Origin of the sequence: Brachybacterium sp., from assembly GCF_052095815.1 — a bacterium.
In the GTDB taxonomy this organism is placed as follows: domain Bacteria; phylum Actinomycetota; class Actinomycetes; order Actinomycetales; family Dermabacteraceae; genus Brachybacterium.
In genome coordinates this window covers 41288-54012 of record NZ_JBQDLF010000003.1, presented here as the reverse complement: position 1 = coordinate 54012, position 12725 = coordinate 41288, and the positions used below count along the sequence as shown (strand labels likewise).

The window sequence follows — 12725 nt, the reverse complement described above, 5'->3', positions numbered from 1 at the left end:
CATCTGCCGAGGAGGCCGATATGACTGTCCACCGCACCACACTCCATCGCACCCGCCGCGCCTCGCGAACTGGTGCCCAGATGCCGGAACAGGCGCCTCGGCGGTCTCTCCGCCAGCGGCTGATGGCGCGCCTCGGCTCCGACCGGGGCGACGTCCCCGGGTGGGTGCTGATCACCTTGATGACCGCCGGGATCGTCGTCGCACTCTGGGCCGTCGCCTCAGACCAGATCGTGCAGATCTTCGAGAATGCGATGGCGCCGTTCCTCGGCGGCAGCCTCTGATCCGACCAGCACTTCGAGAGTCATCCTCATGAGGAGCATCAGAGAGGGTCCCCGAGCATCGGGAGCGGAGTACACAGCACGCCGCCGACCGAAGCACCGCCCGGGTGGCCTGCGCCACCTCGAGCGCAAGCTGCGAGCAGACGATGGGGCCGCAGTGGCGGAGTTCCCCATGGTCGCCGTGCTGATCGTGGTGATCGGGCTGTTGATCATCCAGGCGGCGCTGATCGTCCACACCCGGAACACTCTGGTCGATGCTGCAGTCCAGGGCGCTCACCACGCAGCCCTGGTGGGTTCGACGCCGCAGGACGGGGCCGACCGTGCTGAACGGCTGATCGCAGAGCGCTTCGGCGACGGGCTCGATGCCGCGGCGACCGCGAGCCAGGAACCCGACGGAACCATCCACGTCCACGTCTCGGCAACTCTGCCACTGGTCGGGCTGTTCGGTCCCGGAGGGATGCTGTCCGTCGAAGGACGGGCCCTGGATGAGGACTCGATATGACGATCCCGCGCCGAGCTCCGGGCCGAGCTCCGCGCCGAGCTCCGGGCCGAGCTCCGATCCGCGATGCGCTCGGCCAGGAGGAAGGCAATGCACTGGTGGAATTCGTCGTGCTCTCGGCAGCTCTGCTGATCCCGACCCTCTATCTCGTGCTCACCCTCGGCAATGTCCAAGCCGCTGTCTTCGCGGCGGACACGATCTCCCGTGACGTGGCACGGATCCACGCGACCGACACCGATCCCGAGCGAGCAGCCCAGCGCGCCGCCCGCCATACCGAGATGATCCTCGAGGATCATGGCCTGCCCGCGACGGAGGTGGCGACGATCAGCTGCAGCGAGGATCCCTGCGCCTCCCCGGGAGGAACGGTGAGCGTGCGAGTGCGTATCCCGGTCCCGGTCCCCGGGCTCGGTCCGATCCTCGGCGAGACCGGGCCGGTCGCCGTCGGGGCCTCGCATGCGGTGCCGGTCGATCAGCACCGGGCAGGCAGCTGATGCGCCATCAGTTCGACGTCCTCCGGGATCGCCTGCGGGATGCCCGCGGATCGATGACGATCCTGACGACCGGAGTGCTGGTCGTGGTGCTCATGGTGATCGCCGTCGGCACCGCGATCACCGGCGTGCAGCTCGAGCGCAACGGGCTCCAGCACGCTGCAGACAGCGCAGCGCTCGCCGCAGCCCAGGCCGTCGACCCCGCACGCCTCTACGTCGCCGGTGACGGGGCCGCGATCCATCGCAGCACCGCGCGCGCCGCCGCCGAGGCGCACCTGCGCGACTACCCGCACGAGACCGCCAGCACCGAGAGCATCCAGCTTGCGGAGGTCTCCGTGGACGCAGATGGCACCGTCCACGTGGTCATCTCCGCCCGCACCCACCCGCCCCTGGCAGGATGGTTCACGCGAGGGACCGGCACCGCCATCCCACTGACCGTCGAAGGAGAGGCTCGCGCCCGATGACCACCACCCGCACCGTGCTGCTCGCCCCGGACAAGTTCAAGGGCACTCTCAGCGCCGCTCAGGTGGTGGTCGCGCTGCGCCGCGGCATCACCGAGACAGCCCCGCAGCTCCGCGTGCTCTCCTGCCCCATCGCCGACGGCGGCGACGGCACCGTCGATGCCGCGCTCGCCGCCGGAGCCACCGAGCACACCACCTCCATCACCGGCCCCACGAGACGGCCCCGCATCACCCGCTGGGCCCTCCAGGACGACGTCGCGGTGCTCGAGCTCGCCGAGACCGTCGGCCTGCAGGCGCTCCCTGACGGTGAGCTCGCACCGCACACCGCCTCCACCCGAGGCCTCGGCGAGCTGATCCGTGCCGCGATCACCGCAGGCGCCCGCACCATCCTGGTCGGCCTGGGCGGAAGCTCCTCCACCGACGGCGGTGCCGGTCTGCTGCAGGGCCTGGGTGCTCATCTCCTCCAGGCGGACGGCACCGACATCGGTGCCGGACTCGCCGGCGTGAGAACCCTCGCCTCTGCGGATCTCGCCCCGGCACTCGAAGCCCTCGAGGGCGTGACCCTCGTCGCCGCGAACGACGTCACCAACCCGCTGCTCGGTCCCGACGGAGCGGCTGCCGTCTACGGCCCCCAGAAAGGTCTCGACCCCGAGGACGTCGGCCGGGCGGACGCGACGCTCACCGCCGCAGCCCAGATCCTCGACCCGGCCCGTATCCACCGCGATCAGCCCGGGGCCGGAGCCGCCGGCGGGACCGGCTTCGCCCTGTTCCTGCTGGGCGCCGTCCAGCGCTCAGGAGCCGATGCCGTCTTCGAGCTGGTCGGCGTCGACGCACTGCTCGACCAGGCGGACGTGGTGGTCACCGGCGAGGGGAAGCTCGATGCCCAGACGCTGCACGGCAAGGGCCCGGCCGAGGTCGCCCGCCGTGCCCGGGAGCGCGGCCTCGACGTCGCCGCGGTGGCCGGCGCGATCACCCTCAGCCCGGAGCAGCTCCGCGACGCCGGAATCCTCGAGGCGTGGGATCTCACGTCGCGGGCCGGCTCGCTCCAGCGTGCTCTCGAGGACGGTGAAGAGCTGCTTGCCGAGGTGGGGCGCGACCTCGGCATCTGGCTGGCAGGGGCGGGGGAGCGAACCTCGTCGTCCCGCGACTGAGCGTCCCCAGGCGCCGGGCCGCCGCCATATAGCAAGCACCATCTGCCGCACATCGGGCAGCATGTCCAGCCCCCTGCCGTAGACTCCGACGTCGTGGCTTCCATCGACTTCTCCGTAGAGATCCCCCAGCTCCGCTCGACCCTGTCCTCCATCGAGCAGGTGACGGACATCGACGCGCTCGACGCGAAGATCGTCGACCTCGAGCAGCAGGCGTCCGCGCAGGACCTGTGGGACGACGTCGACAATGCCCAGAAGGTCAGCTCCGCGCTCTCGCACGCGCAGTCCGAGCGGCGCCGCATCAGCGAGCTCTCCTCCCGCATCGAGGACCTCGAGGTGATGGTGGAGCTCGCCGCTGAGGAGGACGACGCCGACACCCTCCACGAGGCGGAGAACGAGCTGGTCAGCATTCACAAGACCCTCGACGAGCTCGAGGTCCGCACGCTGCTCGCCGGCGAGTACGACGAGCGGGACGCGGTGGTCACCATCCGCGCCGGCGCCGGCGGTGTCGACGCCGCGGACTTCGCCGAGATGCTCATGCGCATGTACCTGCGCTGGGCAGAGCGCCACGGCCATGCCTCCAAGGTCATGGACACCTCCTACGCGGAGGAGGCCGGGCTGAAGTCGGTCACCTTCCAGATCTCCGCGCCCTACGCCTATGGCACCCTCTCGGTCGAGGGCGGCACCCACCGCCTGGTGCGCATCAGCCCCTTCGACAACCAGGGCCGCCGCCAGACCTCCTTCGCCGCGGTCGAGGTGATCCCGCTGATCGAGTCCACCGACGCGATCGAGATCCCTGAGAACGACCTCAAGGTCGACGTGTTCCGCTCCTCCGGCCCCGGCGGCCAGTCCGTGAACACCACGGACTCCGCTGTGCGCATGACCCACCTGCCCACCGGCACCGTGGTCTCCATGCAGGACGAGAAGTCGCAGATCCAGAACCGAGCTGCGGCGCTGCGCGTCATGCAGTCCCGCCTCCTGCTGCTCAAGAAGGCCGAGGAGGCCGCCGAGCGCAAGGAGCTCGCGGGCGATGTGAAGGCGAGCTGGGGCGACCAGATGCGCTCCTACGTGCTGAACCCGTATCAGATGGTCAAGGACCTTCGCACCGAATACCAGGAGGGCAACCCCTCCTCCGTGTTCGACGGCGAGATCGATGAGTTCATCGATGCCGGCATCCGCTGGCGTGCCGAGCAGAACAAGTCCCACAGCTGAGCGCCTGAGCGAACGGATGCCACGCGCTCCGGCGCCGGGACGATCGAGCGCCTGCGCCTGAGTGCTCCGGCACCGGGACGATTGAGCGCCTGAGTGCTCGGGCACAGGGGCGATCGAGTCCCTGAGCGATCAAGCACCGGAATGATCGAATGCCCGAGCGTGACCAGAGGCACCCACACTTGACCAGGTTTTGACCAGGATGCTGTCCGCACCTTCGTCGATTCCGGTCCCTGCGCCCCTACGCTGGAGGAGCACGACTTCCCCCAGATGTGACAGGCACCAGTGATCCGCTTCGACGACGTCACCAAGACGTACATGCGTGGACAGCACCCCGCCGTGGAGAATCTCGACATCGAATTCACCCGCGGGGAATTCGTGTTCCTCGTGGGAGCTTCCGGCTCCGGGAAATCCACTCTGATGCGCATGGTGCTCAAAGAGGTCGCACCGACCCGCGGCACGGTCTACGTGGCGGGCAAGGACCTCTCCCGCATCCCATCGTGGAAGGTCCCCTCGCTGCGCCGCGACATCGGCATGGTGTTCCAGGACTTCCGCCTGCTGCCCTCCAAGACGGCCTACCAGAACATCGAGTTCGCGCTCGCCGTGATCGGCACGCCCCGCAAGGTGGTGCGCCGCCTGGTGCCCGAGATGCTCGAGATGGTGGGCCTGGAGGACAAGGGCAGGCGACTGCCTCATGAGCTCTCCGGCGGTGAGCAGCAGCGCGTCGCGATCGCGCGGGCCTACGTCAACCGGCCCTCGATCCTGCTGGCCGACGAACCCACCGGCAACCTCGACCCCTCCACCGCCGAGGGGATCCTGGACCTCCTGGCCGAGATCAACGAGCGCGGCACCACAGTGGTGATGGCCACCCACGACCGGACAGCCGTGGACCGGATGCAGCGCCGAGTGGTCGAGATGGTCGGCGGCCAGGTAGTGCGTGACGAGGAAGGCGGAGGGTACGAGACCCCGGCGCCGGTGAGCGTCATCTCGGGGAATCTTCCCGACGACTCGTCCTACCGCGAGGAGCATCCGCTGGAGGACGCCGACCTGGTGGCCGACTGGGACGGGGCCCCGGAACAGACTCCTGCGACTCAGACCGTCGCGGAGAGTGACACCCCCGAGACGCAGACCCCTGCCGAGGACATCCTCGAGGAGGAGCTGATCGACGAGCGCGAAGCACTGCGGGCCCAGGACGAGGACCCCTTCGCCGAGGACGACGAGGAGGACCTCCGATGAGGGCGCGGTACATCCTCGGGGAGATCCTCACCGGTCTGTGGCGGAACATCGCCATGGTCATCTCCGTCGTGATCGTCACCGCGGTCTCGCTGACCTTCGTCGGCACCGGCGCGCTGATGCAGAAGCAGATCATGGACATGAAGTCGACCCTGGTCGAGCAGTCCCAGGTGACGATCTTCCTATGCTCCCCCCATTCCACTGCTGCCTCCTGTGCCGGCGGTGCGGCGACCGATGCCCAGATCGACTCCGTGCGCGAGGCGCTCGAGGGCGATGTGCTCTCCCCGTATGTCGCCTCCTATACCGAGCGCTCCCAGGACGAAGCCCTCGCGATCTACCAGGAGCAGTTCGCCGGGGAGAGCTTCGTCTCGAACTTCACCGCCGCGGACATGCCGGTCTCCTTCCACATCACCCTCGAGAACGCCGACGACTCCGCGGCCGTGGTCGAGTTCTTCCAAGGCCGGGACGGGGTGGACGAGGTCACGGATCTGCTCGGGGCCTTCGCGCCCTTCATCGACGTGCTGAACCAGTCCACGATGTTCGCCCTTGGCCTCGCCGTGCTGATGCTGATCGCGGCCCTGCTGCTGGTCGCGACCACGATCCGGATGTCCGTCGCGGGCCGCCGTCGAGAGATCGCGATCATGCGCCTGGTCGGTGCCTCGAACCTCTTCATCCGCCTCCCATTCCTGCTCGAAGGCGCGGTCGCGGCGATCATCGGTGGCGTCATCGCCTCCGGCATGCTCTGGTTGGGATTGCACTACATCGTCCAGGGCTGGCTCGCACCCACCCTCGGCGAGCAGCTCATCACCGTCGGCCCCGCCGATCTGGTCTGGGCCGCGCCTCTCCTGATCGTGCTGGGAGCCGCGCTCTCGATCGCCTCCTCGGTGGTCTCCCTCAATCGCTATCTGAAGGTGTGAGCATGTCCCAGAGCATCCTGCGCCGCCCCCTCTGCATGCTCGCCGCAGCCCTGATGGTGCTGCCGATGCTGATGATGCCGGTCTCCCCAGCCTCGGCCGAGGGCACCAAGGAAGACAAGATCGCCGAGCGCTCCGTGATCGATCAGAAGCTCGAGGACCTCCGGATCGAGCTGAACGATGTCAACACCGAGCTCGCCGAGACCTACCTCGCGCTCGCCGAGACCGAGCTGCTGATCCCGCAGGCGCAGGAAGACCTCGAGCTCGCCCAGGCCGAGCTCGAGGAAGCGCGCGAGGATGACCGCATCATCGGGGAACGCCTGACCACCGCGCAGAAGGAGGAGCAGCGCCTCTCGGGAGAGGTCGAGGAAGGGAAAGAGGAGGTGGAGCGCAGCGGCGGCGAGCTCGCCACCGTGGCGCTGACCGCCTACAAGGGCGGCGGCATACCGAACCCCTCCACGATCTACCTCGGCAACCAGTCCCCGCAGGATGCCGTGGACCGGTCGATGAACTACCGGATCACCATGGCCTCCCAGGGCACCCGGCTCGACACCCTCCGCACGGATCAGGTGGTGACGGAGAACTCCGCCGAGCGCCTCACCGCTGTGCGCGAGGAGATCAAGCAGCTCAAGATCGACGCCGAGAAAGCCGTCGAACGGACCAAGACCGCCGAGGAAGTGGCGTCTCAGGCGAAGATCGATCTCGATGCGCTCTATGAGACGCAGAAGACCCAGCGGGACACCCTCGAGGAGCAGAAGACGAAGTATGAGGGTGACACCACCACCCTGGAGACCCGCAGCACCACCCTGGACGGGGAGATCGAGAAGCTCGCCCAGCAGGAGCGGGAGAAGGAGGAGCGGGCCCAGCGGGAGCGCGAGAAGCAGAGCAGCAGCGGTAGCGGCAGCAGCGGCGGGGGAGGCTCCTCGAGCAGCTCGGCGGACACCGGCGGCGGCTGGATCTATCCCGTCAACGCCCGGCTGAACTCGAACTTCGGCTGGCGCGTGCACCCGATCTACGGCACCCGGAAACTCCATGCCGGGGTCGACTTCCCGGCGGCCTGCGGAGTCCCGGTGGGAGCAACTCACTCCGGCCGCGTCATCGCCAGGACCTACAACAGCGGCGCCGGCAACAAGATCATCCTCAGCCATGGCATCCACAACGGGCGCCTGATCACCAGCTCCTACCACCATCTGCAGGGCTACGCCCAGCCGGTCGGTGCGCAGGTCTCTGCCGGGACCACCGTCGGCTATGTGGGCAACAGCGGCTCCTCGACCGGCTGCCACCTCCACTTCGAGATCCACGAGGACGGGAACGCCGTCAACCCCGGCAAGTACCTCTGAGCCCCGGCGCCCGCTCACGGGCTCACGGGCTCACGGGCTCACGGGAGGGCCACGGACGGTGTCAGCGGTGTCCGCTGCCTGCGAAAAGCGTTCGCGACCGGCGATGACCACCGCGTAAGCTGGGGTGTCCGGTCGCCAGGGGTGGCCGGAGCACGCACAGACCACGACGAATGGCAGGAGGGACCCCCCGATGGCGGCGAAGAAGGCTGCGGCGAAGAAGGCCGCTGCGGAGGAAGGCCCCCCGAAGAAGCGCATCGCCTCGAACAAGCGGGCCACCCACGACTACTACATCGACCAGACCTGGGAAGCAGGCATCGTCCTGACCGGTACCGAGGTGAAGTCGCTGCGCGATCGTGGAGCATCCCTGATCGATGGCTACTGCTACATCGAGGGCGGTGAGGTGTGGATGGACAACGCCCACATCGCTCCCTACGTCAAGGGCACCTGGACCAACCATGCCGCCCGCCGCAAGCGCAAGCTCCTGCTCCACAAGCAGGAGATCGAGAAGCTCGCCAGCAAGTCACGGGAGAAGGGCTTCACCATCGTTCCGATGGAGATGTACTTCCTGGGCTCGCATGCGAAGGTCGTGATCGGCCTGGGCCGCGGCAAGAAGGAATGGGACAAGCGCCAGACCCTGCGGGAGAAGCAGGATCTGCGCGAGGCACAGCGCGCCATGCGCCAGCGCGAGATCGCCTGAACCGAGCAGCCGCAGAGCCGCAACCAGACTCGAGCGGTGCGGGCCGGCGGTGCTGTCAGCTCGGCTGGGCGGTCAGCCCTCCAGATCCTGTCAGCTGTCCAAGTCCCGTCGCTCCAGCCGGGCGACCGTCTGCCTGCTCGAGCTGATGACACCCTCGTCAGCGACTCCCAGGTGCTCGCGCATGTACAGCGCTCGCCGTGCATCCTCCAGGGCGAGGTCCCACGTCCGTGCGGCGGCCTGGGTGCGTCCGGCGCCATGCTCCGCCAGCGCGTGCTCGAACCGGCACTTCGCACGATGCTGGAAGACGGCGGCCAGCACCGACAGGGATGACGGTGACGTGGGATCCTCGAGCCCGGTCTCCTCCGCGGCCAGATCCAGCTGTTCCTCGGCGGCGAGGAACGCCCCCTGCCACTGCAGCACATGGGCGTAGCGCGCCCGGCGCACGGCCCGCATCACCGGTGAGAGACCGCTGTCCTCGAGGGCTGCGCGGCCGGCGATCGCGGCCTCGTCAAGCCGTCCGAGCATCCTCAGATAGGCGACGGTACGAGGATCCCGCGGATGGACCGCACACCACTCGGCCAGCGTCGCCGGATCGGAGACCACCTCCCGCAGGCTGTCGTCATCGATCCGGACCTGGACGTCTGCTGCCTCGAAACCGCTCACCGCCCCATCATCGCGGCCGGGACCGTACGGGGTCCAGGCCGACGGGCTTCGCCGTGAGCTGAGGGATATTCGCTTCAGAACCACGGCCGGGCGCGGTAGAGTGGGACCACGACGCACGGGGAGACCCGTCGTCAGTGGGTGTTTGACAACAGAAGAGTGAGTGCAAGGACGGCCCTGAGGGGCCGTCGATATCTGTGCTGCATACCCACGCTGGGGGCCGATCGGTTTCGACGGTAGTTGTCCAGCAAGGGGAAGCGGGCCGAGAAGCCAGAGTCATCTCGTAAACGTTCTCTGGAAACCAATAAGTGCCGAACCTAAGCGCACTGACTTCGCTCTCGCTGCCTGATCAGCGTTAGCAGTCTGGAACCCCGGGCGTGCTTCTGACCCGGATCGTTCCATCATCTAAGAAGCCACTGCTGCCGACCCTCGTCATCGGGGAAGGATGAACACCTCAGAGTGACTGAGTCTGTCGACGTCGTGTCCGTGCGAACGTCGGGACTGAGAAAACGTCAATACGGACTGCGCCCGGAGAAGCCCTGGCTCCGCACTATCGGACGCGGGTTCGATTCCCGCCGGCTCCACCATTGCACTCACTACGAAAGGCCCCCTCACCTGCGCGAGAGCGCGGGGGAGGGGGCCTTTTTCTGTTGCCGTCCGAGCGGACCGCGGGCCGACGACCGGGGCATGCTGTCGGCCCCCGGGGGCGCGGTCTGCGCACCGGAGCGCCGCCGGCCATGGTGTGCGCCACCGGCCATGCTGCTCGCCACCGGCCATGGTGCGCGCCACCAGCGATGGTGCGCACCGTCGGCCCTGCCAGCGCGCACCATCTGCTCAGCCGCTGTACGTCAGGCCGTGTCCGAGCTCGTAGCGGTTGCCGTCGGCATCGACGTACACATACGGACGCCCGTCCATGTGCTGCTCCTTGGCGAAACCCGGGACGTCATTCGGTGAGGCGCAATGACCGTTCTCGTCGACCGCGATCGCGGCGGCGTCGATCGGGAAGGTGATCGGCAGCTTCCCGGTGGGGGAGAACCCGCCGAGGATCGCCTCGACCATGATCCCGTAGTCGGTCTCGAAGCCCATCAGCAGGCCGTCGGCGAGCGGCTCGATGCCGTCGAGCAGCCAGGGGAACAGGGTGTTCAGGCCCACCACCATCGTGTCCACGTGCTTGCGGATGTCACGGACCTTCTCGATGTCCACATGCGAGTGGTCATCGATGCCGAGGTCGCCGATCCCCACGAACTCGAAGTACGAGCCGATGAACGGGCGCAGCAGCAGGATCGCCACGTCCGCGTCGTGGTAGTCGGTGGTGAAGGAGATCCCGGGATGCGCGGCGGCGAGGCGGCGGCGCAGCGCGTCGAGCTCCTTGACGGTCAGGCGGGTCGCGAACAGCTCCACATACACTCGCTTGCCGGCCAGGGTCTCCTCGGTCAGCGGCAGCGCCCCGTCATGGTTCTTGGCGAGCACCACGGACCTGCGGTGCGCGTCCTCGGCCGCGGCGCGGGCCTCGGCATTCTGCACCACCCGATCCGCTTCCTCGGGGTCCACGTACGGGTTCTCGAACAGGCCCAGGGCGAACAGCTCCTCGAGCAGCAGGGCCGCGGCCTCGTCGAGCCGTTCCGAGGTGAACAGCCCCTTGACGTATGCCCCGCGCACGGCGGCGACATCATTGGTGTCGGCGAACATATCGGTGCCGGCCATGACGGCGGCGCCCACCCGTTCCGCAGTGGTGAGCTCCTCGACGCCCCAGGCCATCTTCGAGAGCACGCCCGAATCGGAGTTGATGTAGCCGCGATGACCCATCTCGCGCAGCAGGTTCAGGATCTCGTGGTTGAACGCGAAGCCGACCTGCTCGAACTCCGTGACCCGTCCCTGCGGGGTCGAGGACTTCTCCTCCGACGGGATCGCGTAGTACGGCATGATCGAGGAGGTCCCGGCGTCGAGCGCCGCCTGGAACGGCGGCAGGTGGTATTCCTCGAGCGACCCGGGCGTGGGGTAGATGTTGAACCGGCCCTCCGCATAGTGCGGATCGGTACCGTTCTCGCGAGAGCCGCCGCCGGGGAAGTGCTTGGTGGTCAGCGCCACCCCATTGGCCGAGAGCCCGTCCTTGCCCTGGAATCCACGCACCAGCGCCCCGATCGCCTGGCCGACGAACTCGGGGTCCTCGCCGAGGGTGCCCTGGCCGCGGAACCAGCGCGGGTCGGTGAACACATCGGCCATGTACATATAGCCCTTGCGCAGGCCTGAGGCGCGCCACTCGGCGCGGGAATGCTCCGCGAAGGACTCGATCACCTCGAGCGAGCCGGTCGCTGCCAGGCCCAGGGTGCCCGGCCACTCCGTGAACGGCTGGTCCTCGGGAGTGCCGCCCATCTTGAAGGCGCCGGCCTCGTTCTTCGAGTTCGCAGCGACGATCACCGGGATGCCCCAGCGGGACTCCTCCGCCACCTCGTTCATGGTGTTGATCCAGGTCGCGATGCGGGATCCGGTGGGCTCCTCGCGCATGATGAAGTGACGGATGTTCAGCTCCGCGATCATCTGCGTGGTCCCCTCGAAGGGGATGCCGGCGCTGGTGTGAGGGTCGACTTTGATCGGCAGGTACTGCTCATCGAGCACGCCGTCGTGGCTGGTGAAGTCCTTGTTGTGCTGAGAGATGCCCATCGGCCGGGAAGTGATGACCATCAGGCCGAGCTTCTCGTCCGGGGACATCCGCGCCGCGAGGTCCTTGGCGCGCTCAGCGGGGCTCAGCCGCCAGTCCTCGAAGGGGGTGAGTGCGCCGTCGCCGTCGAGGTCGCGGAACTGCAGCCCGTCGACCTCGATGATCTGCTTGACCCTGCTCGAGAGTGGAACCTGCTCGGTCATCGCTGTCCTCCTGTGGTGATGAGTGATTCGAAGCCCAGCGAGACCAGGTGTCGCCGGCTCATCGCCAGTGACTCCCAGATATCGCGCCCGTAGGTCTGGTCCTGCTCGATGAGCAGATGCTGTGCGCCGGAGGCGATGGCCTGCTCGATGACCGGTGTCCAGTCCAGGGTGCCCTCACCGACCTCGGCGTACTGCACGATGTCCCCGAGCCAGAAGCGGGAGAAGGTCTCGGCGTCTCCGGACTCTCGGGCATCGAGGATCTCCGCCGACGGCATCGCGATGCGGTAGTCCTTGAGATGCACCAGATCCAGCACCCCGGCGAAAGCCCGCAAGGTGCGCTCGGGATCCTGCCCACCGCGCTGGACCCAGTGACAGTCGATCTCGAAGCGCAGATGGGGAGCGCGCTGGCGCAGCCGGTCCAGGAGGGTGATGCCCTCACGCTTCGCGAACTCGATGTGGTGGTTGTGGTAGCTGAGGCTGATCCCGTGCTCGGCGAGGCGCTGGGCATAGCCGTCGACCTCGGCGGCGAAGTCATCGAACGCCTCCGGCGAGCGCAGCGCCGTCATCGGCATCATGCCGATCCGGATCATCGTGGTGCGCAGGCGCCGGGCATGCTCGACATGGAGGTCGAAATCCTCTGCGAGGCTGAGCTCGTCGCTGCCCGACGGGACCGTGGTCTTGGCGGAGATCGCGGCGACCTCGATGCCCAGGCGCGCCCGCGCGGCTTCCATGCCGGCGACGTTCTCCTCGGTCATCGGGATCTGGGAGACCTCCACCACCTCGAAGCCGGTCTCCTTCACACGCTCCAGGACCGGGCCGATGCCCTGGTCACGGACGTGGTCCTTGAGCATCATCAGCTGGATTCCGATTCGGGCCACGAGGGGACCTCCGGGTCGTTGCAGGGATGTGGCGGTCGATGGCGGATGCCGAACGGCC

General features: G+C 67.9%; 13 protein-coding genes and 1 other RNA gene. 11 read left to right on the top strand and 3 right to left on the bottom strand.

Going from position 1 to position 12725, the window contains the following annotated elements; translation table 11 throughout:
- Nucleotides 1–20 precede the first annotated feature (20 nt).
- From ACTH43_RS02030 to smpB, 10 genes are all read left to right on the top strand, one after another.
- Nucleotides 21–281 (top strand): hypothetical protein, encoded by a 261-nt coding sequence (locus tag ACTH43_RS02030; RefSeq protein WP_441443256.1) that lies wholly within the window; start codon nucleotides 21–23, stop codon nucleotides 279–281.
- 28 nt (nucleotides 282–309) lie between these two features.
- Nucleotides 310–780, top strand: a complete 471-nt coding sequence (locus ACTH43_RS02025) for a TadE/TadG family type IV pilus assembly protein (protein WP_441443255.1) — start codon at nucleotides 310–312, stop codon at nucleotides 778–780.
- Nucleotides 781–875: 95 nt separating this feature from the next.
- Nucleotides 876–1268 carry a hypothetical protein gene (locus tag ACTH43_RS02020; RefSeq protein ID WP_441443254.1) on the top strand — a complete coding sequence of 131 codons (393 nt, stop codon included), beginning with the start codon at nucleotides 876–878 and terminating at the stop codon, nucleotides 1266–1268.
- Nucleotides 1269–1321: 53 nt separating this feature from the next.
- Nucleotides 1322–1729, top strand: coding sequence for a pilus assembly protein TadG-related protein (locus ACTH43_RS02015; RefSeq protein ID WP_441443253.1), 408 nt, complete (start codon nucleotides 1322–1324; stop codon nucleotides 1727–1729).
- The gene (locus tag ACTH43_RS02010) at nucleotides 1726–2877 is read left to right on the top strand and encodes a glycerate kinase (RefSeq protein WP_441443252.1); all 1152 of its coding nucleotides are present in this window, start codon (nucleotides 1726–1728) and stop codon (nucleotides 2875–2877) included. Before ACTH43_RS02015 ends, ACTH43_RS02010 begins: the two co-directional genes overlap by 4 nt.
- A gap of 93 nt (nucleotides 2878–2970) precedes the next feature.
- Nucleotides 2971–4086 (top strand): peptide chain release factor 2, encoded by a 1116-nt coding sequence (gene prfB / locus ACTH43_RS02005; RefSeq protein WP_441443251.1) that lies wholly within the window; start codon nucleotides 2971–2973, stop codon nucleotides 4084–4086.
- A 282-nt stretch (nucleotides 4087–4368) separates the two neighbouring features.
- The gene (gene ftsE / locus ACTH43_RS02000; RefSeq protein ID WP_441443250.1) at nucleotides 4369–5319 is read left to right on the top strand and encodes a cell division ATP-binding protein FtsE; all 951 of its coding nucleotides are present in this window, start codon (nucleotides 4369–4371) and stop codon (nucleotides 5317–5319) included.
- Entirely contained in the window at nucleotides 5316–6233 is a 918-nt protein-coding gene (gene ftsX / locus ACTH43_RS01995; protein WP_441443249.1) for a permease-like cell division protein FtsX, read from the top strand. The genes ftsE and ftsX overlap by 4 nt, the downstream gene beginning before the upstream one ends.
- 2 nt (nucleotides 6234–6235) lie before the next feature.
- On the top strand, nucleotides 6236–7570 hold the full coding sequence (locus ACTH43_RS01990; protein WP_441443248.1) for a peptidoglycan DD-metalloendopeptidase family protein: 1335 nt from the start codon (nucleotides 6236–6238) through the stop codon (nucleotides 7568–7570).
- Between the two features lie 190 nt (nucleotides 7571–7760).
- Nucleotides 7761–8267, top strand: a complete 507-nt coding sequence (smpB, locus tag ACTH43_RS01985) for an SsrA-binding protein SmpB (RefSeq protein WP_299306216.1) — start codon at nucleotides 7761–7763, stop codon at nucleotides 8265–8267.
- A 90-nt stretch (nucleotides 8268–8357) separates the two neighbouring features.
- On the opposite strand, the gene ACTH43_RS01980 is transcribed toward smpB, so the two are convergent.
- Nucleotides 8358–8930 carry a hypothetical protein gene (locus ACTH43_RS01980; RefSeq protein WP_441443247.1) on the bottom strand — a complete coding sequence of 191 codons (573 nt, stop codon included), beginning with the start codon at nucleotides 8928–8930 and terminating at the stop codon, nucleotides 8358–8360.
- A 213-nt stretch (nucleotides 8931–9143) separates the two neighbouring features.
- Here ACTH43_RS01980 and ssrA point away from each other — a divergent pair.
- Nucleotides 9144–9514: a transfer-messenger RNA gene (gene ssrA, locus ACTH43_RS01975) on the top strand.
- Nucleotides 9515–9761: 247 nt separating this feature from the next.
- Here the strand turns inward: ssrA and ACTH43_RS01970 are convergent.
- Nucleotides 9762–11789, bottom strand: coding sequence for a glycoside hydrolase family 3 N-terminal domain-containing protein (locus ACTH43_RS01970; protein ID WP_441443246.1), 2028 nt, complete (start codon nucleotides 11787–11789; stop codon nucleotides 9762–9764).
- Nucleotides 11786–12667 carry a sugar phosphate isomerase/epimerase family protein gene (locus tag ACTH43_RS01965; RefSeq protein WP_441443245.1) on the bottom strand — a complete coding sequence of 294 codons (882 nt, stop codon included), beginning with the start codon at nucleotides 12665–12667 and terminating at the stop codon, nucleotides 11786–11788. The genes ACTH43_RS01970 and ACTH43_RS01965 overlap by 4 nt, the downstream gene beginning before the upstream one ends.
- Between the last annotated feature and the right edge of the window lie 58 nt (nucleotides 12668–12725).